Raw genomic sequence first — 24,991 nt, forward strand, 5'->3', positions numbered from 1 at the left:
AGCCATCGTCATCGAAGCCGCCCACCACCGAACACCGCAGCGACCCCGCGAGCCCCGCCGCGAGAGCCTGCAGCTCAGCGACCGCCCACGCCGCCGCGGACGAGCCGGGCGCGGCATCCGCTGCGGGGTGTTCCAGGAGGTTGGTCACAAGATGAGTCTAGCTCAAGTAGAACAAACTATCTAGTGTTAATACACTCAGGGATCATTTTCATCGAAAACAATACAATCGTGTCCTGAGGAAATCGATCATTGGACCGGAGCCTTCTGTCTCGGGGACCACCCGCGCGGGAGGAGTTCACCGGGCCGTTTCGACCACCCTGGACCAGCCTCAATGACACCTGTCACTCACAACATCAGACCCGTGACCTGATGGCGCAAGCTGCGCGCGATCCGCGCACGCAAGCCGCGCGCGCCGCGCACGCAAGCAACGCTCACTCGGCGGAGGAAGACCACACGACTGGAATCGAGATCCGGTGCTGAACTAATTCGACGGAGATTTAGGGGAAAAAGGAGCTTTTTCGAGCATTTTCGGCCGATTGTGGCAGAATCTCCGTCGAATTCGTTCGGGGCGAGGGCGGAACGTGTCCCCGCCCGACTCCCCGTGCAGGGACGCCATTCCGGACACCGGCGGTTCGTTCAAGCCTGACTGCGGGGCGGGGCACTATCGTTCAGGGCATGATTCGCACTTCGATCCGGCTCGATCGGCACGCTGACCAGCCGGGAAACGGGTCATGAGCCCGCAGACCGGCGGCGGCAACCTGAGGGATTCCCTGCGTACGCAGCTCTGGCCCGTGCCTCTGGCGGCGACCCTGGCAGCGGTGCTTCTCGGCCACTTTGTGCCCTACCTCGACCGGCAGCTCCAGGATCAGCTGCCGGGCGTGCTATCGGGCCTCCTGTTCGGTGGTGGCCCCGAGGCCGCTCAGGCGGTGATGCAAACCATTGCCGGATCCTTGATCACGGTCACCTCGCTCACGTTCTCGCTGACGGTGGTGACTCTGCAGCTCGCGAGTAGCCAGTTCTCGCCCCGTCTGCTGCGCACCTTCTCGCGTGACACGTTCGTTCACAACACGCTGGCACTCTTCCTCGCGACGTTCGTGTTCGCGCTCACGGTGCTGCGGAGCATCCGTGCGGAGACGAGCGAGGGGGAGGGGTTCGTGCCGAGAATTGCCGTCACCGTCGGGTTCGGGCTGACGCTGGCGAGCGTCATCGCGCTGGTGTTCTTTTTGGCCCACCTGGCAACGCAGATCCGGGTCGAGACCATGATGCGGGATGTCCATGACGAGGCCGACGAGACCATCGACCGGATCTTTCCCCGCGACGAGGATGCCAGAGCGGTCGATCTGGCCGGTTCGGGGCCAGGGGCCGTGCTGATCGAAAGCGCTGTCTCCGGGTTCCTGCTGGGCATCGATGCCACAGCCGCCTGTGCTGCCGCGGTCAAGGCGGACGCCTTCGTCGTCATCGACGCCGTGCCCGGCCATTCGCTCATTTCCGGAGTGCCGTTCGCGAGGGCCTGGGCCACCGATGGGCGCGCCCTCGACGGCCAGCGGCTGATCGATCTGAGTGACGGGCTCACGGGGAGCCTGTCGAAGGGGTTCGAGCGAACGTCAACCTGGGATGCCGGCTACGGCCTCCAGCAGCTGCTCGACGTCGCCAGCCGGGCGCTCTCGCCGGGAATCAACGACCCGACCACGGCCGTTCACGCCCTCGGGCACATCTCGGCCGTTCTGTGCACCCTCGCCACCCGCCAGACCGGACCCAAGCTCTACGTCGACGAGCGGGCCCGGCCCCGGGTGATTCTGAACTATCCGACCTTCGAGAACCTCGTGGACCAGGTGATGCGCCAAATGGTCAGGTATGCGCTGGATGATCCGAGAACCGCGGAACGCGCCGTGCGGATGCTGCGTGAACTCAGCTGGGTGGTCGGGCCCGGTCCTGACGGCGTGGCGATCCAGGACCGTGTCGCCGCGGTACGGGTCGCCCTCGCGACCGCAGAGCTCTCGGCTGACGAGAAGCGGCGGCTGCTGAGGGAGTGCGATTCCGTGGCGGAAGCCTGCACCGGTTCCTGGTCGATGCCCTGACGGTCGATGCCCTGACGGTCGATGCCCTGACGGTCGATGCCCTGACGGTCGATGCCCTGACGGCCGATGCCCTGACGTCTTGGGTGCCGCGCAGACGCAGCACCACGACCGAACCCGCCGACTGCGCCACATCATCAGCAGGCGGTCGGGCTTGAACATTCGGATGCCGATCAGCACGAGCAAGGCTGCCAGCGATGGTTTCGCGATGTAGCCGACCAAGTCGCTGAACAGGAGGATGGAGACCCCCATGACCGCCCCTGCGGTGAGGTTCGCGAGGCGACTCTGCGCGCCGGCCGCGGTCAGCACCGCCGTGTCCGAGACCGTTCCGAAAAGATAGCCGTAGTGCCCCGCAACCGGGTTCACCCCGGCGAGGATGCCCGCAGCCAACCCATCCGGCACGCTCACCAGGCCGTGCACGAGCCCGGCGCCCAGGTCCTGGGATACGCCGCGGCCGCGCAATCGCCTAGTCCAGCTGCGGGCCATGGGCTGGAATCGCATGGAATGTGACGCCGACCTCGAACGCCGGCGCCGCTCCCACCGCGGTTGTCATGGGCACGCGTTCCCCCGCCGGGTCACGAGGTGACGATTGCGAAATCGGGGTCGCCCGTACCCGGCTCGCGTTGGGCGATGAACCCGCGCCGGGCGCTGTCGGAAGGGCGGTGGTCGGAGAACGGGACGGTCCGGGAGGCTTGGGCGTTCGCCAGTGCAACGGCCTCGGATGCTTCGACGGCATTCATGGTCTATCCGTTCTACGGCTCGATCGGATCACCCTACGAGCGTCGTCGCCCTCGTGAAGGGGTGCGTCCGTGGGGGTGCTCGCACCGTGGCGGCTCGGTGTCTATGGCCGGCGCGTGACTCGCTGTGGCTCGAGCGGAGACACAACTGCACGTCCCATCTCAGTATCCGGCGCGCAGTCCCTGCGACCGGTTCACAGAGCCGGTCGTCGTCGTCACCCGGTGGCTGAGTGCAGACTCGAAGCAGCGACCACAGTCACTGGGGGGAGAGGCGCGTCTTCGCCTGACACAATGCTGCGGATGACGGCGATCGGCAGTTTGGGCTTCCTGTTCTCGTCAGTGAGCCCATTGGTCTCTTGCATCGTGTCCGTCAGCTGGGTGTAACAGAAGCCGGAGAGTATCGGGCTGTCCCGAAGGCTGCCCACGAGACCTGACACCCGATTTTCGAAGTCCTCATAGCTCGTTGCCGTCGTGTAGCCCCAAGAGTCATCAGCGGCGTCGGGCGCGAAGCTGACCCCGCCGAATTCAGTGACCATGATCGACTGGCCTTCGACCTCGCGAGGAAGGAGCTGCAGGCGGCGGCCGGCTGGGCCCATGCCCGTGACGAGGGCACGGATGGCGTCCATGTCCTTGTAGTTGGCGTCGAGTTCTTCGGCAGTGCCGGCATAGTCGTGGATTGTGAGGATGTCAGAAATGGCATGTTCCCAGCCGTCATTGGAGATGACGGGACGGCTCGGATCGAGCGCTCGAGTCAGGTGGTACAGCGACTGGGCGAAGTCCAACTGGGCGTCGTCGTGAGAGATCTGTTGCACGCCCCAACTCTCGTTCAGGGGAACCCAGGTCACGATTGACGGATGCGATCTGTCACGGCGCACCACATCGGTCCATTCGCGGGTGACTCGCGACACTGCCTCCGGAGAGAATTCGTAGGTGCTGCCCATTTCACCCCAGATGAGCAGGCCGAGCCGGTCCGCCCAGTAGAGGAATCGGGGGTCCTCGACCTTTTCGTGGATTCTGGCTGCGTTGAACCCAAGCGCCTTGATGAGTTCTACCTCGGCTCGCAGAGCTTCGGCCGAAGGCGCAGCGAGATGCGACTGCGGCCAGTAGCCCTGCTCCAGCACCGAGCGTACGAAGTACGGCCGGTCATTGAGCAGGAACCTGCCGCCCGCGACACCGACGCTGCGAAGCCCGAAATAGGAGAAGGACTCGTCGAGAGTGCTCCCGTCGTCAGCAATGATCGAGACATGCGCGTCAATCAGTTGCGGGTTCTCCGGCGACCATAGGAGAGCCTCGAAGGCCTGACCGTTGGCCTGTCGAGCAATCTGGATGGTTGCAAGTGATCGCGGCTCCACGGTCGAGAACGACTGCCGGGCGAGGGTTTCGCCTGCGACGGAGAGTTTCACCTGAACGGTTACGCCAGCTGCCGGTCGCCGGGTCAGGTCCACCGTGATCGCGACGTTCCCGGCCGGTACATTCGGAGTCCAACTCAGGGCCTCGATCCGCTGGTCTGGCACGGACTCGAGCCAGACCGGTTGCCAAATCCCCGTGGTGCGGTGGTACCAAATGACGTGCGGATCTTCAAGCCAATCCTGTTTGCCCCGAGGCTGAGCGACGTCGTGGGGGTCGTCTTCGGCACGAACCACGAGCACGCCACTCTGGTCGGGAGAGAGAGCTTCGGTGATGTCAAAGAAGAACGGCGTCTGGCCGCCCTCGTGTGATCCGATGAACTGACCATCGACCCACACGGATGCGCGGTAGTCGACCGCCCCGAAATGCAAGACGACCCGGTCGCGGGTGCTGGACCGACCACTTGCGGCTACGTCCTCAGGTGTGATGAGGCGGGCGTACCAGACAACGGGGTGGAAGCCTGGATCGCCGATTCCGGACAGCTCGGACTCCGGCGGAAATGGAACCGTGATGACCCGGCCGAGGTGTGCAGCGTTCGCGAACCACTTCTCACTTCTGCCGAGGTCGTGATCGTCGTGTTCGAATGCCCACTCGCCGGCGAGATCGTGCCAATTCGGGCGAACGAGTTGGGGGCGGGGATAAACGCCACCCTGAGCACTGGCAGAAATCGGGAGAGAGGGCGACATACCGCAATCATGCCGCCAAATTACAGCGCTGTAAAGTCCAGGTGGCATCTACGGTGTCAAGGAGCGAGGGGAGCGCTCTCGCGCACCTCGAGCGAATGCCCCACGATCATGTGGCGGCCGACCCCACGGTACCCAGCGATTCGCTCCTCGAGCAGATCGAAAGCAGCCCTGGCAATGGCGGTCTTCCTCGGAGCCACGGAGGTGAGCGTCGGGGACGTGTATGCGGCCAGGAAGGTGTTGTCCCAGCCGACCACGGCCACATCTCCGGGCACCGATCGGCCGGAATCGTGCAAAGTTTTCAGTGCTCCGATCGCAAACCGGTCGTCGCGGCAGACCACGCCGTCGAAGCGCACCCCGCGCTCAAGTGCCTTGGCGACCGAACGAAGGCCCGCCTCCGCCGTGAACTCCGACGCAGTGAAGACCAGCTCGGGATTCAGCTCAACCCCGGCCTCGAGTAGGCCCTGTTGGTAACCGAGAAGACGCTGATTCGTCGAACCAGTGATGTCCGCAGCGATGACTCCGAGAAAAGCGATGCGCCGACATCCTCTCGCCAGGAGGTGCCGCGTGGCATCGAGAGCGGCGGAGACGTTGTCGATCATCACGTGGTCTGTCATGACGGGCATGGCCGCCTCGCCGAGCAATACCAGCGGAGTGGCGGCATCGAGCTTCGCGATGTCGAGGGATCCCATGCGGACGGGGTGAAAGATCACGCCGTCGACCAGGCCGGCCTCCCGATCGCTGAGTACTGCCCGTTCCACGACGGGATCGCTCAGGGTCTGCTCGATGATCACTCGGTATCCGCGTCGCGTTGCTTCTTCGGCAATGTGGCGGGAGAGTTCCGAAAAGTACGGGTGGTCGATCTCGGGGATAGCCAGGGCGATCATTCCGGTTTTTCCGGTTGCCAGACGCCGCGCCGTGAGATTGGGGCGATAGCCGAGCTGGTCGATGGCTGCTTGGACCTTCTCGCGAAGTGCTGGGGCCACGTGGGGATAGTTGTGAACCACGTTCGAGACGGTCTTCATTGACACGCCCGCGAGCTCCGCCACGTCAATTAGTCGCACCCTTGCCATGTTTGTCCCGTCCAGTCCGGTCGGGTCCATCCTAAGGCGACTGTGGCGAGGCGCTGGAAACGGTGTTTGGCGCGGATCCGCGAAGACTAGACAAAGACGTTTCTAGCGCTGTACATTGACGGAAGGCGCTCGTTTGCCGTTCCAATCGGTGCGGGAGGTGGGCGGTCCGCTGCGCGCGTAGGTCGCGGAGCGATGTTTTCGATGAGGAGGACGAACGATCATGAAGCAGAATGACTTCCTGGGGCGGCGAGTGTTTGGGGTCACCGCTCTCGGTGCAGCACTCATGCTGGTACTTGCCGGGTGTTCGGCGGGCGGAACCGGACAGGCGGCGGGTGAGCCCTTCACTGGTGAATACACCGGACCCGAAGTGGAGCTGTCTTACTGGAACGGATTCACCGGCGGCGACGGCCCCTTCATGGAGAAGATGGTCTCCGATTTCAATGCTGAGCATGACAACATCAAGGTTGTCTCGAACACGATGCAGTGGACCGACTTCTACCAACGTCTCCCCGCCGCGGTGACCGCCGGCGAAGGTCCCGACGTCGGCGTGATGCACCTCGACCAGCTGGCGACGAATGCCGCGCGGAACGTCATCATACCGATCGATGATCTCGCCGACGACCTGGGTCTGACAGCGAATGATTTCACCGAGGAAGTCTGGGACGCAGGCGTCTACAAGGATGCCCGCTACGGCATTCCGCTCGATGTGCATTCCCTGGCCATGTACTACAACACCGAACACTTCGCCGCTGCTGGAATCGAAGAGGCCCCGACCGACGCCGCTTCCCTGCAGGATGCGCTCGGCAAGCTGAAAGCGGCCGGCTATGAGACACCGTTCTGGATGCCGACGAGATGGCCGAGCCATCTGATGAACCTCTCCTTGCTGTGGCAGAACGACGGTGAACCGTACGGCGATGACGGAGCCACGTTCGATTCGGCAGCCGGAGTGAAAGCACTCGAGTGGCAGCGCTCCATTGTGGACGATGGCTACAGCCCGGGTGACGTTGCGATTGACTCGCAGTACGTCGCCTTCAAGAACGGTGAGACGTCGATCACCTGGGACGGGATCTGGCAGATCAACGACCTCTCCGAATCCGGCCTCCCGTACGCGGTTGCTCCGATCCCTGCAATCGGCGAAACGGATGCCGTTTGGGCCAACTCCCATAACTTCTTCCTCCCCCGCCAGGCAAACGCCGACAAGAACAAGGTCAATGCGTCGAAGGTGTTCATCGCCTGGATGAGTGAGCAGTCCGCAGAGTGGGCAGGCTCTGGCATGATCCCGGCTCGTCAGTCGGTGCGCGATGCGGGCGCTCTCGACGGCCTGCCGCAGGAAGCAATCGCTGAGACGATCGACTCGATGCGTTTCTTGCCGCCCATCCCCGGAATCGGCGGGGTACAGGCCGAGACCCTCGAAATCGCAGTCGCAGACGGAGTTCAGGGAACGACGTCGCCGAGTGAGGCGCTCAAGAAAGCCGCCGGAACGGCTACGAAGCTCATGGACGACAACAAAGCCTCGTTCGGGGACTGACGGATGTCGACGAAGGTTGGTGAGCGCGTCCTCCCCACGGGGAGGGCGCGCCGCCCCTCGGCTTCAAACCAGGAGTCGCAGAAGAAACGTGGCGAGCAAGCAGGCACTCGGCAGCAGGGGAAAGCCACACCCTGGCTCTTTCTTGCCCCCTATCTGCTGCTTTTTGGTAGCTTCGTCATCCTCCCGGCAGTTCTCGGTGTGTGGATCAGTCTTCATTCCTGGGACTACACGCTGCCGAATAAACCCTTTGTCGGCCTCGACAACTACGTCTCCTTGTTTTCGCCCGGATCGACGGTTTTTGGCCCGTTTTGGGGATCCATGCGGGCTACCGGAATCTTCACGGTGCTCAGCGTGCCGCTGCTGCTGATCGTCCCGCTTGCCGTCGCTCTACTCATGAGCAAGAAGTTTCCCGGCCGGGACTTTCTCCGAGCCATCTACTTCGCCCCCTACGTGCTGGGCGTCGCCGTCATCTCGGTGCTCTGGCGATACCTGCTCGACAACAACATCGGGCTCGTGAACCACTATCTGGGACTCCTCGGGCTTCCGGATGACACCGCGTGGACAACAACGACACCGGCGGCTTGGGTCGCGCTCGTGGGGGTGACCGTCTGGTGGACGCTCGGATTCAACGCAGTCATCTATCTTGCCGGTCTGCAGGACATCCCGATCGAACTCTATGAGGCTGCACGTGTTGATGGGGCCGGACCCTGGATGCAGTTCCTGAACGTGACGATCCCCGGGCTCAAGCCCATCCTGTCGTTCATCACGATCATCACCCTCCTCGCCTCCGCCAACATGTTCGGCCAGTCCTATCTCATGACTCAGGGTGGCCCCGGACGTGAAACGCGCACGGCAATTTACCAGATCGCCGACGCTGGTCTGCGCAACTTCCAGATGGGTAGTGCTGCAGCCATGAGTTATGTACTGACCGTTTTCCTCATGGCGATCAGTGCGCTTGTCTTCTACGTCTTTCGCGAGAAACAGCCCAAGAAACTCAAAAAGGAGGTGCGATCGTGAACGCTCCTACGACCACGATCAGTGCCGGTTCCCGTGCACGCCGTGCACGCCGGCGGAGTGGCACAATCACTCGGGTCGTCGTTCTCGGCGCGATCGCAATCGCGTTCATAAGCCCGATCATTTTCATGATCGTGACCAGCCTCAAGACCCGGGCTGACGCGACGGCCATTCCACCGTCGTGGATCCCCAATCCGATTTCTCTGCAAGCTTTCGCGTCCATCCTCGCCCCTGGGACCTCGACTCCGGTGCTGCAATGGTTCGCAAACAGCATGGTCGCAGCGGCCCTCAATGCCACGCTTGTCGTCATCACGGCGTCACTCGCGGCATACCCACTCGCACGAATGCAGTTTCGGGGCAAGAATTTCGTCTTCGTCATCATCGTCGCGACGCTTCTGGTGCCGCCGGTGATCCTCGTGATCCCCAATTACCTCATCGTGAGCGAACTGGGGTGGCTCAACTCGCTCGTCGCGATCATCATTCCGACAGCGGCATCCGCATTCGGAGTGTTCTTCATGCGACAGTTCTTCGTCGGCCTGCCGATCGAGTTGGAGGAGGCCGCCCGGCTCGATGGGGCGAACCGATTCGTGATCTTCATGCAGGTCGTTTTACCCCTCGCCAAACCGGCTCTCGCAACACTCGCGCTACTCGCCTTCCTCGGCAACTGGAACGACTTCCTCTGGCCCGTCTACGTCTTGTTCAGCCCGGAAGTGCAAACACTGCCCGCTGGATTGTCCACGCTTCAGTCCGCAAATGCAGTGCGCTACGACCTCCTGATGGCCGGGGCGGTTGTCGCGAGCGTGCCTGTGCTGGCGCTGTTCATCTTCCTCCAGCGCTTCATCATCGAGGGCGTTTCGCGCTCAGGCGTGAAGGGATAGAACCGCGATGAACTCTGCTCGCAGCGCAGCCCTGGCAGGTGTGTCTGTAGCCGTCATTACGGTCTTCGCGGTGAGTGGCTGTGCAACGGCTGCTGAACAATCGGCACCCCCGGCGTCCGTCGCAGCAGGCGCCCCGGTGCTCAACGCGAATTTCGCTGATCCTGATGTAGTGGAAGTCGACGGCACGTACTTCGCCTATGCCACTAACGACAACAACCGCAACGTGCAGGTCGCCTCCTCCACCGATCTCCTCGATTGGGAGGTGCTGCCCGACGCGTTGCCGGATCTCCCGAGTTGGGTTATTCCGGGCAAGACCTGGGCACCTGAGGTGACGAAACTCGACGATGATTCGTTCGTCATGTACTTCACGGCGACGAATTTTGCGCCAACGCTGCAGTGCATCGGTGTGGCAACGGCCAGGGACCCGGCCGGACCGTTCACCGTTCAGGGCGACGCCATGATCATCTGTCCAGAAGATGAAGGGGGCGCCATCGATGCGAGCACCGTGGTCATCGACGACGTCCTGTACCTCGTCTGGAAGAATGACGGGAACTGTTGCGACCTCGACACCTGGATTCAGGCGGCCACGCTCTCTGACGACGGGCTCAGCGTCACGGGTGATCCGATCAGGATGCTGAAGCAAACCGAGGATTGGGAGGGCAACCTTATCGAGGCTCCCACCATCGTTTCCCGAGGTTCAGGACTCGTGATGCTCTATTCCGCGAACTCTTACGGAGACGACCGGTACGCAGTCGGTGCTGCATCGGCTGCATCAATCAACGGCCCGTGGGTGAAGGAAAGGGTTCCGATCCTCTCGACTGAGGGGTCGGGGGGTCTATACCGCGGCCCCGGCGGCCAGGACTTGGTCTTCGGCCCGAATGGCAAGGACTATCTCGTTTTTCACGGGTGGGACAAGGACTACACATACCGCGGTCTGCACGTTGCCGAGGCCGAATGGCACGCCGACATTCCTCGGGTCCTGATCCCCGAGTAACCCAATTGACCTGAAATTCCATGTATTTCCACTGATTGGTTTCCCATGTCTCTCACGTCGCTGTCGGGAACCCAACTCGTCCTTGAGGCTCATGGCTACACCGCCTCGATCGCGAGCATCGGTGCGAGCGTCCGGTCGCTGCAGTATCTCGGACGGAACCTCATCGTGCCGTTCGACGCCGAGGAGGTGCGGCCATTCTTCCGCGGCGCCATCCTGGCACCGTGGCCGAACCGAGTCGTGGATGGAAGGTACACATTCGGAGGCGTCGAGCAACAGCTCAGTATCACCGAGCCGCTAAGGGGACACGCTCTCCATGGACTCGCGTCCTGGCTGAACTTTGCCGTAGTCAGGCAGGCGACGGATCGGCTCGTCCTGGCGGCAACCGTCGAAGCGCAGCCTGGATACCCCCACCGGGTGACGCTGGAGGTGGATTTTGCGCTCGACGCCGGGGGCCTTCGAACGGCAGTCACGGCAGTGAATGCCGGCCCGAATGCCGCCCCTTATGGCGTCGCTCCGCACCCTTACCTCGTTGCAGGCGAAGGCCACGTCGACGACTGGACGCTTCATCTCCCAGCCAGGCGAATACTGACCGTGACTCCTGACCGTCTCGTCCCCATCCGCATCCGTGACGTCAATGCTGAAGATCTGGTCGCCTTTGACTTTCGCACCCCACGGACGATCAAGGACATGTTCATCGACCACGCCTTCACTGGCTTCGACCGCGACGCTGACGGCCAGGTAACGGTTCGAGTGACGACGATCGCGGGCAGTGGAGTTGAACTGAGCTGGGGCCGCGAATGCCCGTGGGTTCAGGTTCACACGGCCGACCAGCCCGAACCCTCGATAGACAGAATTGGACTAGCCGTCGAACCGATGACCTGTCCGCCGGATGCTTTCAACTCTGGAACGAACCTGAACGTCCTTGAGCCGGGAAGATCAACACGTGCCTCCTGGACGATTCGAGCAGTCGACTAGCCAGGCGCGACGGCATCCGGAGAGAGAGAAATCCGGCGCTGCCATGGGCGGCGCCGGATTTCAGGGGAGAGCCGGAACGGCTCTCATCCCGCGTAGGTGAAGACCATCCCGCTCAGTTGAAGACCATCCCGCCGTCAACGAGAATCGACTGCCCGGTGATGTAGTTCGAGTCGGGGCCGGACAGGAACGATACGACACCAGCGACCTCGGACGCTTCGGAAAGTCGTTCGAGGGCGATGCCGTTCGTGAACTGATCCCAGCCCCACTCTTCCGACTTGCCCGCGTCGGTTGCGACCTTCTTCGCCAGTTCCTCCATGAGAGGCGTCTTCACGATGCCGGGGGCGAAAGTGTTGACCGTGATGCCGAATTGGGCAAGGTCCCTGGCCGCTGTCTGGGAGAGGCCACGGATGGCGAACTTCGTCGCCGAGTACAACGCGATGCCGGGGTTCCCGACGTGACCTGCCTGGGACGCGGCACTGATGATCTTTCCGCCGTGGCCGAGCTCCTTGAACGCCTTCGTGGCTGCTTGAATGCCCCACACCACGCCGTTGAAGTTAATGGAGAAAATCTTGGCGATGCTCTCCTGGGTGATGTCCTCGATCGGAGACGTGGGGGCGATACCGGCGTTGTTGATGATGACGTCGAAGCCCCCCAGCTCGATCACGGTCTGCGCGACCGCGGCGAACACGCTGTCCCGGTCGGAAACATTGACATGCAGTGCGATTGCTCCGCCATCTTTGCCCCCGAGGGATTCGGCTGCTGCGCCTGCGGTGTCAAGGTTCAAGTCGGCGATGGCCACCTTGAAGCCGTCGGCGTGGAGCCGCTCGGCAATCGCCTGCCCGATTCCCTGCCCGCCACCGGTGACGAGTGCTACTTTCCCGTTTTCTGTGCGTGTCATGGCTTTGATTCCAATCTCGATTACTCACAACCTGTCGGCGAGTCAGTGACGTCACGTCACAGCAGGACAGATGTTTCATTCATCCGGGACGCACATCGCCAACGGCGAAGCGCCCACCGGAAATTTTCGGTGTCAGAGACTTGTCCACGAGGGGGGCAATAACCTGATTATATCCGTTCCCGCTGGTCTGGGCGGTGAGGTTCTTACCGACCACTTCTTCTGCACCAGTGTCACCGCTCCCTGAGAGACTGGGTATGTCACGCACACACGAGGCCAACCCGTCCGAGTCAGGAGCGCACATGATCACGTTCAACCCCATCGTCGATGTGACTTCGGGCGACGGCGACGACGACGGCTCCGAGGAGAACTTCGCCCGGGCGGCGCCGGAGGCCGTGCACGCCGGATTCCCCTCACCGGCCACCGGCTACTACAACGGGCCCGTCGATTTGAATCGCCACCTGATCCAGGACCCGACGGCGACGTTCATTGTGCGTGTCAGTGGGGACAGCATGACGGGCGCCGGCATCTTCGACGGTGATGAAATCATCGTCGACCGCTCCCTCGACGCCCGCGACGGCAGCGTCGTCATCGCTGTAGTCGACAACGAACTCACCATCAAGCGGCTCAGGATCGATGAGGCGGGCATCCGTCTGGTTCCGGAGAACCCGGCCTACCCCGACATCGTGCTCGACGAGATGAGCGAACTCACCATCTGGGGCGTCGTCACCCGGTGCCTGCACCGTGTCTGACCTGCCGTCGATCGCGATCGTCGACGCCAACAACTTCTACGTCTCCTGCGAGCGGATCTTCGATCCCCGACTCGAGGGCAAACCGGTCGTCGTCTTGTCGAACAACGACGGATGCGTCATCGCGCGCTCACAGGAAGCCAAGACACTCGGCATCGACATGGCGTCGCCCTGGCACAGCATCGCCGCCGAAGCCACCGCGAGAGGCGTCATCGCCCGCTCCAGCAACTACGAGCTCTACGGCGACCTGTCCGCACGGACCGTCGAACTGCTCGGCCGTTACACCTCCTCCCAGGAGGTGTACTCGATCGACGAGAGCTTCATCCGGCTCACCGGCACTCCGCAGCAGGTGACCGCCGCCGCCCGTGAGATCCGCGTCGCCACGAAGAAACTGATCGGTCTGCCGGTCAGCATCGGGATCGCCCCGAGCAAGACCCTGGCCAAGCTCGCCAACCGCGGCTCAAAAACCGCTCCGGCGCTCCTCGGAGTCTGCAACCTGGCGGCATACGCGCCTGCCCAGCTGACTTCAATCCTGCAGTCCGTCGAGGTCGGTCAGGTGTGGGGCATCGGAGGCCGGACCGCGAAGAAGCTGATCGGCCTGGGCATCTACACGGCAGCCGAGCTCCGTGATGCGGACGCAGCGCGTGTCAGGCGACGTTTCGGGGTCGTCCAGGAGCGGGTGGTGCAAGAACTCCGCGGAAACGACTGCCTGCCGCTGGAGGAAATGCACGCCGACAGGGATCAGATCCAGTTCTCGCGATCGTTCGCGACACCGATCAGCACGGTCTCCGAACTCAAGGAGGTGCTGTCCGTCTACACCCAGCGAGCCTCCGCACGGCTGCGGCAGCAGAACTCCCTGGCCCGACTCATGCGCTGCTACGCATCGACCTCGCCCTTCCAGGATGAACATGTGACCCACGCCGTCTCCCTCGCTTTTCCCGACCCCACCGACGACCCGGTCGAAATGTACCGGGCCGCAATCACGTCGCTCGGCCCGCAGCTGCAATCGGACCGTCAGTACGTGCGCGTGGGGGTGAGCCTGCACGAGTTCTCCTCACGCGACACTCACGCCGCCCTCGATATCTTCGACACCAACCCTGCCCCCTTCGCCGCCGGGAACGTGCTGGACTCCATCACGGCGAAATACGGTCAGGAGACCCTCGGGCTTGGCCTGGCCGGGTTTAAAAGCAACCGGGCCTGGACGATGCGGCGAAACATGGTCTCACCCCGAGCGACCACACACTGGGACGAGTTGGCCACCGTCTTCGCCCAGTGACTCGTCACAGATTGACTCTCTCGAGGTGCGGTGGTTCTCGAAGTGCGGCGGCACGCCATGGCGATGACCTCGGCGGGGTCGCGTTCCCGGTTGCTCACGCGGGAGTCGAACCAGCGGAGCTCGGCTAGTCGGCGTCGTCCCGGCTGACCGGGGGCGCGCTGACCGGGGGCGCGCCCGCACCGGTGGGACCGGCCGCGATCGGACCGGCACCGATCGGGACCGTCGCGTTCCCCGTTGGGGGCGGAAGCTCGGCCGTCTCGGTGAGATCGGCGGTCGTGCTCGTGCTCGTGCTCCTGCGGGCGGCCGGCTCCGTCGGCCCGGCCTCCGCTGCGGCCGCGGGCACCGGCGCCACTTCCCCGGGCGGTCGCTGCAGCAGTTCGATCAGGAGCACCACGATGAGCGCGAGTACTGCGGTCCAGATGATGACGGCCGGGGTCAACGGGCGCCAGAAGATGGCGACGGCGGCCGCCCCGATGCCGACCGCCGCCCGGATGAAGCGGCGGGCCCGGTAGAGCCAGAGGCCGAACCGGCCGGTGGTCACCCCGCTGCGGGCCGCGCTGGCGCGCAGGTGCCGGCAGCCGTCCGTGACCAGGCGACGCACCGCGATCGCGCCGCGGAAGGGCCCGCCCAGGTAGGCGACGATGGCGACGGTGATCGCGGCGAGCCCCACCGACAGAGCGGAGGCGTAGACCAGCGGCACGACGGAATCGTAGACCGTGCCGGCGAGGTCGCTCGGCAGGTATTCGGGTGACAGGGCATTGACTGCGAAGAACCGGCCGACCGAGACTCCGAGGGCCAGGAGGGCCATTGAGAGACCGAGGGTGAGGCCGGCCCAGATCAGGGCCAGAGACCGGCGCCGGGATACGAGCACGCCGGCCGCGATGAGCAGCAGACTCACCCACGGCAAGACCGTGCCGGCCACGGTGAGGAGCTGGTAGGCCGTGCGGGCCTGCACAAGGGCATCCGACTGGGCGATCGGGATCGTGCGGTCGATGTCCGGGATGTCGGCGGCCAGGCCGAAGCCCTGGGCCACGAGCTGCTGCTTCACCTCCGCGATGATGGGTCCGAGCTGGATGCCGACTTCGCCGGTGTCGCTGATCACGAGCGCCGATGAGGTGTCACCCTCCAGCGCGGAGATGATCTGCGTCTGACTGAGCCGCAGTGACTCTTCCCAGACGGTGGCGAACGCATCCGAGGCGACCACCCGCTCCGCCGACGTGCGGACCAGCGAGCGCACCCCCTCGACGGCGGGGCCCTCCAAAAGCGCAAGCGCGTTCTGCGCCCGCGGAGGCAGGTCGAGGGCGGCAAGTCCGTCGAAGAGGTCCGTCGTCAGAGCCTCGATGTCGACCTGCTCCTCGACCACGGTGACGATCTCGGTGACCAGGAACGCCTGGAACGCCGGGTCCTCGGCCAGGGGCGCGACGGTCGCCACGAACGTGTCGGTGTCGGTCACGACGTTCCTGGTCCACTGGGACACGACCGCCACCGGGGCCAGCAGAACACCGAAGGCGATCAGCACCACGGCCAGGAACGCCCGCCAGCGCTGGCGGGAGGGCGGCGGAACGATCGCGGCCGCGAGGCCGGGGAGCGGGACGGTCTCGGCGCTCGCCGCGGCGTCGGTTTCCGCCGCGTCGAGCAGCTCCCGGAGCCTCACGTTTTCGTTTACCAGACGGGCGAGCGCCGCTTCCGTGCTTTCCGTCTCGGGATTCCCAGTCTGGTCCATTGCCTCCGCCTCTCACCTGCGATGGTCACGGCCCCCGGCGCGTTCCCTCGCCACCGTTTCCGAGTCATTATGTCGACTACGGGACGATTCGCAAGGAGCGCGCGGGCTCACGGGAGCCATGCGCCGAGTTCGGCACTTGCGGTCGAGATCGCCCGGCATACCTGCCGAAATCGACCGCAAGCATCGAGGTCGGCGCGGGTGCGCGGCGACATCCGTCACGCCTGCGGCGAACAGAGGCAGTCATTTCAGGGTTCGCTCGTTACTCTCGATGTATCGGCGCCACAACTGCCCTGGCGCCAAGGGAGCGATCACATGTTTGAGAGATTTACCGACCGAGCTCGTCGCGTCGTTGTTTTGGCCCAGGAAGAGGCCAAGATGCTCAACCACAACTACATCGGTACTGAGCACATCCTGCTCGGCCTGATCCACGAAGGCGAGGGCGTTGCCGCCAAGGCCCTCGAGAGCCTGGGTATTTCCCTCGACGCCGTGCGCGAGCAGGTGCAGGACATCATCGGCCAGGGCCAGCAACAGCCGACGGGTCACATCCCGTTCACGCCGCGCGCCAAGAAGGTTCTCGAGCTGAGCCTGCGCGAGGCACTGCAGCTCGGCCACAACTACATCGGCACCGAGCACATTCTGCTCGGCCTCATCCGCGAAGGTGAAGGCGTTGCCGCCCAGGTGCTCGTCAAGCTCGGCGCCGACCTGAACCGGGTGCGCCAGCAGGTCATCCAGCTCCTCTCTGGGTACCAGGGCAAGGAGCAGGTGCAGGTCGGCGCGAATGAGCAGGCGAGCGGTCCGGCGGGCAGCCAGATTCTCGACCAGTTCGGGCGCAACCTCACGCAGGCCGCCCGTGAGAACAAGCTCGACCCCGTCATCGGGCGCGAGAAGGAGATTGAGCGGGTCATGCAGATCCTGTCCCGCCGGTCCAAGAACAACCCCGTTCTGATCGGTGAGCCCGGCGTCGGCAAGACCGCCGTCGTCGAGGGTCTCGCCCAGGCCATCGTCAAGGGCGATGTGCCCGAGACTCTGAAGGACAAGCAGCTCTACTCGCTCGACCTCGGCTCGCTCATCGCCGGAAGCCGCTACCGCGGTGACTTCGAGGAGCGCCTGAAGAAGGTCACGAAGGAGATCCGCACCCGCGGCGACATCATCATCTTCATCGACGAGATCCACACCCTCGTCGGTGCCGGTGCCGCCGAGGGCGCGATCGACGCGGCCAGCATCCTGAAGCCTCTTCTCGCCCGTGGCGAGCTGCAGACCATCGGTGCCACCACGATCGACGAGTACCGCAAGCACTTCGAGAAGGATGCCGCGCTCGAGCGCCGTTTCCAGCCGATCCAGGTGGCCGAGCCGTCTCTGCCGCACACCATCAACATCCTCAAGGGACTGCGCGACCGCTACGAGGCGCACCACAAGGTGTCCATCACCGACGGTGCCCTCGTGGCCGCGGCGAACCTCGCCGACCGCTACGTCTCCGACCGGTTCCTGCCGGACAAGGCCATCGACCTGATCGACGAGGCCGGCGCCCGCCTCCGCCTGTCGATCCTGTCGAGCCCGCCCGAGCTGCGCGAATTCGACGAGAAGATCGCCGTGGTACGCGCCGCCAAGGAGACCGCCATCGAGGAGCAGGACTTCGAGAAGGCCGCCGGCCTGCGCGATGAGGAGAAGAACCTCCTCGGCGAGCGACTGCGCCTCGAGAAGAAGTGGAAGTCGGGCGACGTCAAGACGACCGCCGTCGTCGACGAAGGCCTGATCGCCGAGGTCCTGGCCCAGGCCACCGGCATCCCCGTCTTCAAGCTCACTGAAGAGGAGTCCTCGCGACTCGTCTTCATGGAGAAGGCCCTGCACCAGCGCGTCATCGGTCAGGAAGAGGCCATCTCGGCGCTCGCCAAAACCATCCGCCGCACCCGTGCCGGTCTCAAGGACCCCAAGCGCCCGAGCGGTTCGTTCATCTTCGCCGGCCCCACCGGCGTCGGAAAGACCGAGCTGGCCAAGGCGCTCGCCGAGTTCCTCTTCGATGACGAGGCCGCCATGATCTCGCTCGACATGAGTGAGTACGGCGAGAAGCACACCGTGTCGCGTCTGTTCGGTGCTCCTCCCGGGTTCGTCGGCTTCGAAGAGGGCGGACAGCTCACCGAGAAGGTGCGCCGGAAGCCGTTCTCCGTGGTGCTGTTCGACGAGATCGAGAAGGCCCACCCCGACATCTTCAACTCACTCCTCCAGATTCTGGAAGAGGGCCGGTTGACGGATGGCCAGGGTCGCGTCGTCGACTTCAAGAACACCGTGATCATCATGACCACGAACCTCGGCACCAAGGACATCAGCGGCGCGCCCGTCGGTTTCCAGCTCGAGGGCGACACGTCGACCGGCTACGACCGGATGAGCGGGAAGGTGAAGGAGGAGCTGAAGAAGCACTTCAAGCCCGAGTTCCTCAACCGCGTGGACGAGATCATCGTCTTCCCGCAGCTGACCAAGCCGGAACTGCTGCAGATCGTGGACCTGTTCATCAAGCGTCTGAGTGAGCGCCTGCTCGACCGCGACATGACCGTGGACCTGACCCTCGCAGTGAAGGAGCACCTGATCGAGGTCGGCTTCGACCCCGCGCTCGGTGCCCGGCCGCTGCGCCGCGCGATCCAGCGCGAGGTGGAGGACCGTCTGTCGGAGAAGATCCTGCAGGGCGAGCTCAACGCCGGCGACCACGTGCACGTGGACTACGTGGGCGGGGAGTACATCTTCACCACGACGGTGCGCGCCTCCGCTGTCGGCGTCGGCGTCAACACCACGGCCGCGATCGGAACGGGGCCGGGCTCGCCCGACCTCGCGGTGACCAGCGAGTAGCGGTGACCCGTTAGGAAGGGCCCGGCGGAGCATCCGCCGGGCCCTTGTGCGTTCTCGCCCGGCCCTGCCTGGCCGCGGCCACCTAACGAATTCGACGGAGTTTTTGCTCCCGTGGGCCTGTTTTCGGCTCAAACCGGGTCGGTCCGGCAAAATGTCCGTCGAATTCGCCCACGGCGCGGCTGCCTAGACTGATGGCTTGGATGTTTGGTATGAGTGAACCGAGAGGTGGCGGGCAGCGAATGCAGGAGTTTTCGGTGCGCCGGGCACGCACCACCGATGTGCCCCGGATCCAGGCCCTCGTAGCGCCGCTGGTGCAGGAGCGCATCCTGCTCGGCAAAGAAAGCGTCGTCTTCTATGAGGCCGTGCAGGAATTCCGGGTGGTCGAGGATGCCGACGGCGCCTTGATCGGCTGCGGCGCCCTGCACGTGATGTGGGAGGACCTGGGCGAGGTGCGCACCCTCGCCGTGACCGCCGACCGGCTCGGCCACGGCGTCGGCCACGCCCTGATGGACCGGCTCGAAGTGGATGCCCGCGAGCTCGGCCTCCGCCGCCTCTTCTGCCTGACCTTCGAGGTGCCGTTCTTCGCCCGACACGGCTTCACGGACATGGGCTCCGAAACTGTCGATCCGGTCGTCTACGCCGAGCTGGTGCGCTCCCACGACGAGGGCGTCGCCGAATTCCTCGACCTGGCCCGGGTCAAGCCGAACACGCTCGGCAACACCCGAATGGTCAAGCGGCTCGTCTGACCTGGGCACCCGCCCTGCAGATGCTGCCGCTTCCGTCCCGTCGCTGCTCATCCGAGCGGAACGCACGAATTCACCAATCGTTACCTTGCAGGATGCCCAAACTGAACGCTCCCTCCGTAGCCTTACGAACAATGTCGTTCGTTGAATAGCTAGGGGAACAATGTCGTCCGCACCACGCAGCAATCTGAAGCTGACCTGTGCCGCCCTCTTGGGGCTGGGGCTGGTCGTTTCGCCACTCGTCGCACTGCCTGCCTCCGCCAACACCTCCGGTACGGGGGTCGTCATCAATGAGGCCTATCTCAACGGCGGCAGCACCGGAGCCACCTACCTCAACAAGTTCGTGGAGCTTTACAACCCCACGAATTCCGCGGTCACTCTCGACGGGACTTCGCTGCAGTACCGGACGGCCACGGGCGCCGGCGATCCGTCCGGCACGGTCGCGCTCACCGGGACCATCCCGGCCAAGGGCTACTACCTTGTGCAGGGTTCCTCAAACGCGGCAAACGGCGCGGCTCTCCCTACTCCGAACGCCACCTTCGGCCCCTCGTTCGCGGGTGGAGGCGGAACGCTCTTCCTCGCCAACCAGGCCACGGTGCTGACGGCACCGGCCACGGGATCCCTCCGTAACGCCACCGGCATCATCGATCTGCTCGGCTACGGCACGTCCAACACCTTCGAGACAACGGTGGCGTCTGCCGCATCCGTCACCACCGCGCTCAACCGTGCCGCGGGCCTCGACACGGACATCAACACCGGCGACTTCACCCTCGCGGCCCCGACCCCGACGAACGCCGCCGGTGAGACTGTTGCCCCGGTCGCTACTCCGACCCCGACCCCGACCCCGACGGTCGCCCCCACCCCGACCCCGACCCCGACCCCGGCGGTCGCCCCCACCCCGACCCCAGCGACGCCAGTCCCATCGGTCACCGCCATCCCGATCAAGGAGATCCAGGGCACGACGGATGTCAGCCCGAAGGCCGGCCAGACCGTCACCACGACCGGCGTCGTCACCGCCGTCTACCCCACGGGCGGGTTCAAGGGGTTCTACCTGCAGACCCCCGGCACAGGCGGCGCGGTCGACCTGACCACGCGCACCGCGTCTGACGGCATCTTCGTCTACACGAACGCGCTCACTGCACCCGTCAAGATCGGCGACCACGTCTCGGTCACCGGCACCGCGAGTGAATTCTTCGGCCTGACTCAGCTCACGGTTTCGGCACTCAGCGACATCGCTGCGCTGAACAGCACTGGAATCGTGGCACCGCTTCCCGCGACGGTTAGCCTGCCGGCAACGGCTGCCGCCCGCGAAACGCTCGAGGGAATGCTTGTCTCCCCGCAGGGCGCGTTCACGGTCACCAACAACTACACGACCAACCAGTACGGCGAAATCGGCCTGGCTGCGGGCACGACACCGCTCGTGGGTCCGACCGTCACGGCACGCCCCGGAACGGCCGCTTACACCACGGCCGTCGCGGACAACGCGGCGCGTGCGGTCACCCTCGATGACGGCGCCACCACCAACTACCTCGCCAACGCGACGAACAAGGCTCTTCCGGTCCCCTACCTCACGGCCGCCAACCCTCTGCGCATCGGCGCGGCCACCACCTTCACGAAGCCGGTCATCCTGGACTACCGCAACAGCGCCTGGAAGTTCCAGCCGACCACCGAACTGGTCCCCGGCAACGCGGCGACCGTTCAGCCGGCCACCTTCAGCAACACCCGCACCGCGGCTCCCCGAGCGGTTGGCGGCGACATTCGTCTGGCCACGTTCAACGTGCTCAACTATTTCGCCACGACCGGTGACTCCCTCACCGGCTGCACCTACTACACCGACCGGGCCGGCACGCCGATCACGGTCAACAGTGGCTGCGACGCCCGCGGCGCGGCCACCCAGGTCAGCTTCGAGCGCCAGCAGGCGAAGATCGTTTCGGCGATCAACGGCCTCGACGCCCAGGTCGTCTCGCTCCTCGAGATCGAGAACTCCGCCCGCTTCGGCAAGGACCGCGACTTCGCCCTCAAGGCCCTCGTCACCGCGCTGAACGCGCAGGCAGGCAGCAACGTCTGGGCCCATGTGCCCTCGCCGGCCGCCCTTCCCGCCAGCGAAGATGTCATCCGTTCCGGGTTCATCTACAAGCCCGCAGCCGTTGAACCCGTCAAGGAGTCCGTTATCTTCGACGACGCCGCGTTCGGCAACGCCCGCCAGCCGCTCGCCCAGGCCTTCCAGCTGGTCGGCGACACCGGCAGCAGATTCCTCGCGATCGCCAACCACTTCAAGTCGAAGGGCTCCGGAACCGGGGTCAACGCCGACCAGAGGGACGGCCAGGGAGCCTCGAACCTGTCCCGCGTGCAGCAGGCCACCGCTCTCGTCGGATTCGCCGGAACGATGAAGACGAGCACCGGCATCAACCGCGTGCTGCTCACTGGTGACTTCAACGCCTACGACCAGGAAGACCCGATCAAAGTCATCACCGACGCGGGCTACCTGAGCCAGGAAGCCAAGACCGGCGAGTACACCTACGCTTTCGGAGGCACCGTCGGCTCGCTCGACCACGTGTTCGCGTCGCCCGAGGCGAATGCCGCGGTCACTGATGTGGACGTCTGGAACATCAACTCGGTCGAGTCCGTCGCCCTGGAGTACAGCCGGTACAACAACAACGTCACCGACTTCTACGCCGCCAACGCGTACCGGTCGTCCGACCACGACCCGGCCATCGTCGGGTTGAAGCTCGCCAGTAGGCCCGCCAGCGTCAACATCAACCTGCTCAACATCAACGACTTCCACGGTCGCATTGACGCCAACACGGTGAAGTTCGCCGGCACGATCGAGCAACTCCGCGCGGAGTATGGGGACGCGGCCTCGCTGTTCCTCTCTGATGGCGACAACATCGGAGCCTCACTGTTCGCCTCGGCGTCGCAGCAGGACAAGCCGACCATCGACGTGCTGAACGCGCTGGAACTCAAGGCATCGGCCGTGGGCAACCACGAGTTCGACCAGGGATTCGCAGACCTGAACGGGCGCGTCGCCGACGCGGCAAACTTCGAGTACCTCGGTGCCAACGTCTACCAGCTCGGCACGACGATCCCGGCGATGAAGGAATACGCGCTCTTCGACGTCAACGGCGTCACGGTCGGCGTCATCGGCGCCGTCACGCAGGAGACCCCGAGCCTGGTGTCGCCGAACGGGATCGCCAGCCTCACCTTCGGCGACCCGGTCGCCGCGGTCAACCGGGTCGCGGCCCAGCTCTCCGACGGCAACCCGGCCAACGGCGAAGCCGACGTGCTGATCGCCGAGTACCACGAGGGTGCCGGCGCGGGAACGGTCGAGAAGGCAACGCTCGAGCAGGAACTCGCTCTCACGGCCAGCGCCTTCGCCAAGATCGTGACGCAGACCTCAGCCAAGGTCGACGCCATCTTCACCGGCCACACGCACAAGCTGTACGACTGGGATGCCCAGGTTCCCGGCGCCGCCGCGGGCGTCACCCGCCCCGTGCTCCAGACCGGCAACTACGGCGAATATATCGGTCAGGTCGTGCTCAAGTACGACTTCGCATCCGGTAACACGACGACGGTGGAAAACCGGAACGTCAAGCGGACGACCGTAGCGGACGCCACCTTGACCACCACATATCCGCGGGTTCTCAAGGTCAAGGCAATCACGGATGCTGCAATGGCCCAGGCCGCCGTCATCGGCAAACAACCGGTCGGTTCGATCACCGCGGACATCACCCGCGCCTGCCTCGGCGGCACAGCACCGTGCGCCGAGGACCGGTCCGCACCGTCGGCGATGGGCACCCTGGTGGCCAACTCGCTGCGCGAATCCCTCTCTGACCCGCTCAAGGGCGGCGCCGAAATTGGCGTGGTCAACCCGGGCGGTATGCGCGCCGAGCTGATCTACTCCCCGGACGGCGTGGTCACCTACGCCGAGGCCAACGCGGTGCTGCCGTTCCTGAACAACCTCTGGACCACGAGCCTCACCGGCGCGCAGTTCAAGACCGTTTTGGAGCAGCAGTGGCAGCGGAACGCCGACGGCACAGTCCCGTCCCGCCCCTTCCTGCAGCTGGGTCTCTCCGACAACGTGAATTACACGTTCGACGCGAGCCGGGCCGAAGGCGACCGCATTACGGGGATCTGGATCGACGGTTCGGCCATCGATCCGGCCGCCTCCTACCGGGTCGGCTCGTTCAATTTCCTACTCACCGGCGGCGACAACTTCCGGGAGTTCAAGAAGGGAACCGGCACGCGCGATTCCGGTCTCGTCGACCGGGACGCCTGGATCTCCTACCTCACCGCCAAAAGCCCACTGACGCCGTCGTTCGCCGCCCGTCAGGCCAGCGTCAGGGGAGTGCCGGTCACCGCCGTCAACCCCGGCGATACGGTCAGCTTCACTGTCTCCGGCCTCAACCTGAGCTCGCTCGGGGCCCCGAAGAACACGGAACTGGCCCTGCTCTGGCCGGGAAGCACAGCGACGCTCGGCACGGCATCCGTTGATGCCAACGGCTCGTCGGTCGTCACCTTCACGGCGCCGCTCGACGCACCGGCCGACAGCGTGCTCGAGTTGACCGCGAAGGAGTCCGGCACGATCGTGCGGGTTCCTCTAGCCGTCAACGCTCCGGTGGCACCGACGGCCGATCCGACGACCTGGGGTGACGCTCCGGCCGACCTGAATGGCGCCGTCACGACCGATAAGAGCAGCTACAAGGCCGGGGAAGCAATCATGGTCACCGTGGGCGACGAATTCGCGGGCCAGTATGTCTGGGTCTCGCTGGACGGCGTGAACCTCGGGGGCTGGCTCAAGGTCAACGCTCAGGGCCAGGTGACGACCGTGGTGCCGATCGATTCGAAGGCGGGCATGCACCGCCTCTTCGTTCAGGATGCCGCCGGGGCCTTGATCGGTTGGACCGTGATCGAGGTGCTCGCCGCGGCGATCACCCCGGCCACCCCGCCGACCACCCCGACGACGACGACGGCACCTGCCGCCTCCATCCGCACGGGACCGACCGCGGGCGGCCTCGCCCACACCGGAGTCGAGCTCGCACCTCTCGTGGCAGGTGGAACGCTGATGCTCCTGCTCGGAGGACTGCTGCTGGCCCGTCGTCGCCGCCTGGAAATCGAGGAATCCTAACCGACACGCGCGGCATTGGCGGCGGCGCCGGTAGACCTCGTTAGCCTTGGGTAATGTCGACGATCAAACATCCGGTCGGCCCCCAGTCCAGCAAGGTGTACTGGCGCCGTCGTCTCGTGGTGGGCCTCGGCCTGCTCATCGTGCTTGCCCTCCTCATCATGGTCATCTCATCCCTCGTGCGCCCGGCCGCCGGCGAGCCGGGCAGCACGCCGACGCCCGCGGCCGAGGCCGCGTCGACGGGGGCGAAGGCCTCCGTCTCCGACCCGGCGGCGGCTGCG

At 64.8% G+C, this 24,991-nt stretch carries 16 protein-coding genes and 2 pseudogenes; 12 read left to right on the forward strand and 6 right to left on the reverse strand.

The features are described from left to right. The first annotated feature begins 731 nt into the window (after positions 1 to 731). The gene (locus E3O67_RS06025; protein ID WP_135102235.1) at positions 732 to 2,078 is read left to right on the forward strand and encodes a DUF2254 domain-containing protein; all 1,347 of its coding nucleotides are present in this window, start codon (positions 732 to 734) and stop codon (positions 2,076 to 2,078) included. Between the two features lie 105 nt (positions 2,079 to 2,183). On the opposite strand, the pseudogene E3O67_RS17755 reads toward E3O67_RS06025, so the two are convergent. The 4 genes and pseudogenes from E3O67_RS17755 to E3O67_RS06040 all read right to left on the reverse strand — a co-directional run. Beyond that, positions 2,184 to 2,576: pseudogene (locus tag E3O67_RS17755) on the reverse strand (SulP family inorganic anion transporter); the annotation flags it as partial. A gap of 74 nt (positions 2,577 to 2,650) precedes the next feature. After that, positions 2,651 to 2,815 (reverse strand): hypothetical protein, encoded by a 165-nt coding sequence (locus E3O67_RS16865; protein WP_167726507.1) that lies wholly within the window; start codon positions 2,813 to 2,815, stop codon positions 2,651 to 2,653. Between the two features lie 212 nt (positions 2,816 to 3,027). After that, positions 3,028 to 4,905: a glycoside hydrolase family 2 protein gene (locus E3O67_RS06035; RefSeq protein ID WP_135102236.1), complete on the reverse strand. Its 1,878-nt coding sequence runs from the start codon at positions 4,903 to 4,905 to the stop codon at positions 3,028 to 3,030. 56 nt (positions 4,906 to 4,961) lie between these two features. Further along, complete coding sequence (locus tag E3O67_RS06040; RefSeq protein ID WP_134426705.1) at positions 4,962 to 5,975, reverse strand: LacI family DNA-binding transcriptional regulator; 1,014 nt, start codon at positions 5,973 to 5,975, stop codon at positions 4,962 to 4,964. 220 nt (positions 5,976 to 6,195) lie between these two features. Between E3O67_RS06040 and E3O67_RS06045 the strand changes: the two genes are divergently transcribed. The 5 genes from E3O67_RS06045 to E3O67_RS06065 are packed head-to-tail and all read left to right on the forward strand — an operon-like array spanning position 6,196 to position 11,364. Further along, entirely contained in the window at positions 6,196 to 7,503 is a 1,308-nt protein-coding gene (locus E3O67_RS06045; protein WP_134426707.1) for an ABC transporter substrate-binding protein, read from the forward strand. 3 nt (positions 7,504 to 7,506) lie between these two features. Further along, entirely contained in the window at positions 7,507 to 8,520 is a 1,014-nt protein-coding gene (locus E3O67_RS06050; protein ID WP_134426709.1) for a carbohydrate ABC transporter permease, read from the forward strand. Then, complete coding sequence (locus E3O67_RS06055; RefSeq protein ID WP_241979087.1) at positions 8,517 to 9,395, forward strand: carbohydrate ABC transporter permease; 879 nt, start codon at positions 8,517 to 8,519, stop codon at positions 9,393 to 9,395. Before E3O67_RS06050 ends, E3O67_RS06055 begins: the two co-directional genes overlap by 4 nt. Positions 9,396 to 9,402: 7 nt before the next feature. Further along, a complete protein-coding gene (locus tag E3O67_RS06060; protein ID WP_134426710.1) occupies positions 9,403 to 10,389 on the forward strand; it encodes a glycoside hydrolase family 43 protein in 987 nt (328 codons plus the stop codon). Between the two features lie 45 nt (positions 10,390 to 10,434). Further along, the gene (locus tag E3O67_RS06065) at positions 10,435 to 11,364 is read left to right on the forward strand and encodes an aldose 1-epimerase family protein (protein ID WP_134426712.1); all 930 of its coding nucleotides are present in this window, start codon (positions 10,435 to 10,437) and stop codon (positions 11,362 to 11,364) included. 112 nt (positions 11,365 to 11,476) lie between these two features. On the opposite strand, the gene E3O67_RS06070 is transcribed toward E3O67_RS06065, so the two are convergent. Beyond that, positions 11,477 to 12,262, reverse strand: a complete 786-nt coding sequence (locus E3O67_RS06070) for a (S)-acetoin forming diacetyl reductase (RefSeq protein ID WP_134426714.1) — start codon at positions 12,260 to 12,262, stop codon at positions 11,477 to 11,479. Positions 12,263 to 12,588: 326 nt separating this feature from the next. Between E3O67_RS06070 and E3O67_RS06075 the strand changes: the two genes are divergently transcribed. Both E3O67_RS06075 and E3O67_RS06080 read left to right on the forward strand, forming a co-directional pair. Continuing rightward, positions 12,589 to 13,011, forward strand: coding sequence for a LexA family transcriptional regulator (locus E3O67_RS06075; RefSeq protein WP_241979088.1), 423 nt, complete (start codon positions 12,589 to 12,591; stop codon positions 13,009 to 13,011). After that, the gene (locus E3O67_RS06080; protein ID WP_135102237.1) at positions 13,004 to 14,284 is read left to right on the forward strand and encodes a Y-family DNA polymerase; all 1,281 of its coding nucleotides are present in this window, start codon (positions 13,004 to 13,006) and stop codon (positions 14,282 to 14,284) included. The genes E3O67_RS06075 and E3O67_RS06080 overlap by 8 nt, the downstream gene beginning before the upstream one ends. A gap of 124 nt (positions 14,285 to 14,408) precedes the next feature. Here E3O67_RS06080 and E3O67_RS06085 read toward each other — a convergent pair whose 3' ends face one another. After that, positions 14,409 to 16,007 carry a hypothetical protein gene (locus E3O67_RS06085; RefSeq protein ID WP_134426718.1) on the reverse strand — a complete coding sequence of 533 codons (1,599 nt, stop codon included), beginning with the start codon at positions 16,005 to 16,007 and terminating at the stop codon, positions 14,409 to 14,411. Positions 16,008 to 16,319: 312 nt separating this feature from the next. Between E3O67_RS06085 and E3O67_RS06090 the strand changes: the two genes are divergently transcribed. The 4 genes and pseudogenes from E3O67_RS06090 to E3O67_RS06105 form a co-directional block, all read left to right on the forward strand. Then, on the forward strand, positions 16,320 to 18,845 hold the full coding sequence (locus E3O67_RS06090; RefSeq protein WP_134426720.1) for an ATP-dependent Clp protease ATP-binding subunit: 2,526 nt from the start codon (positions 16,320 to 16,322) through the stop codon (positions 18,843 to 18,845). 239 nt (positions 18,846 to 19,084) lie between these two features. Further along, positions 19,085 to 19,591, forward strand: coding sequence for an amino-acid N-acetyltransferase (locus tag E3O67_RS06095; protein WP_134426734.1), 507 nt, complete (start codon positions 19,085 to 19,087; stop codon positions 19,589 to 19,591). Positions 19,592 to 19,751: 160 nt separating this feature from the next. Further along, positions 19,752 to 24,713 carry an ExeM/NucH family extracellular endonuclease gene (locus tag E3O67_RS06100; RefSeq protein WP_135102238.1) on the forward strand — a complete coding sequence of 1,654 codons (4,962 nt, stop codon included), beginning with the start codon at positions 19,752 to 19,754 and terminating at the stop codon, positions 24,711 to 24,713. A gap of 53 nt (positions 24,714 to 24,766) precedes the next feature. Continuing rightward, positions 24,767 to 24,991, forward strand: a pseudogene (locus E3O67_RS06105) (hypothetical protein); the annotation flags it as partial.

This window comes from Cryobacterium sp. TMT3-29-2 (genome assembly GCF_004564305.1).
Lineage (GTDB): Bacteria > Actinomycetota > Actinomycetes > Actinomycetales > Microbacteriaceae > Cryobacterium > Cryobacterium sinapicolor.

Excerpts from the sequence above, each read along its gene's own strand:
- E3O67_RS06025 (WP_135102235.1), top strand. The coding sequence starts at position 732 with ATGAGCCCGCAGACCGGCGGCGGCAACCTGAGGGATTCCCTGCGTACG.
- E3O67_RS16865 (WP_167726507.1), bottom strand. The coding sequence starts at position 2,815 with ATGAATGCCGTCGAAGCATCCGAGGCCGTTGCACTGGCGAACGCCCAA.
- E3O67_RS06035 (WP_135102236.1), bottom strand. The coding sequence starts at position 4,905 with ATGTCGCCCTCTCTCCCGATTTCTGCCAGTGCTCAGGGTGGCGTTTAT.
- E3O67_RS06040 (WP_134426705.1), bottom strand. The coding sequence starts at position 5,975 with ATGGCAAGGGTGCGACTAATTGACGTGGCGGAGCTCGCGGGCGTGTCA.
- E3O67_RS06045 (WP_134426707.1), top strand. The coding sequence starts at position 6,196 with ATGAAGCAGAATGACTTCCTGGGGCGGCGAGTGTTTGGGGTCACCGCT.
- E3O67_RS06050 (WP_134426709.1), top strand. The coding sequence starts at position 7,507 with ATGTCGACGAAGGTTGGTGAGCGCGTCCTCCCCACGGGGAGGGCGCGC.
- E3O67_RS06060 (WP_134426710.1), top strand. The coding sequence starts at position 9,403 with ATGAACTCTGCTCGCAGCGCAGCCCTGGCAGGTGTGTCTGTAGCCGTC.
- E3O67_RS06065 (WP_134426712.1), top strand. The coding sequence starts at position 10,435 with ATGTCTCTCACGTCGCTGTCGGGAACCCAACTCGTCCTTGAGGCTCAT.
- E3O67_RS06070 (WP_134426714.1), bottom strand. The coding sequence starts at position 12,262 with ATGACACGCACAGAAAACGGGAAAGTAGCACTCGTCACCGGTGGCGGG.
- E3O67_RS06085 (WP_134426718.1), bottom strand. The coding sequence starts at position 16,007 with ATGGACCAGACTGGGAATCCCGAGACGGAAAGCACGGAAGCGGCGCTC.
- E3O67_RS06090 (WP_134426720.1), top strand. The coding sequence starts at position 16,320 with ATGTTTGAGAGATTTACCGACCGAGCTCGTCGCGTCGTTGTTTTGGCC.
- E3O67_RS06095 (WP_134426734.1), top strand. The coding sequence starts at position 19,085 with ATGCAGGAGTTTTCGGTGCGCCGGGCACGCACCACCGATGTGCCCCGG.
- E3O67_RS06100 (WP_135102238.1), top strand. The coding sequence starts at position 19,752 with ATGTCGTCCGCACCACGCAGCAATCTGAAGCTGACCTGTGCCGCCCTC.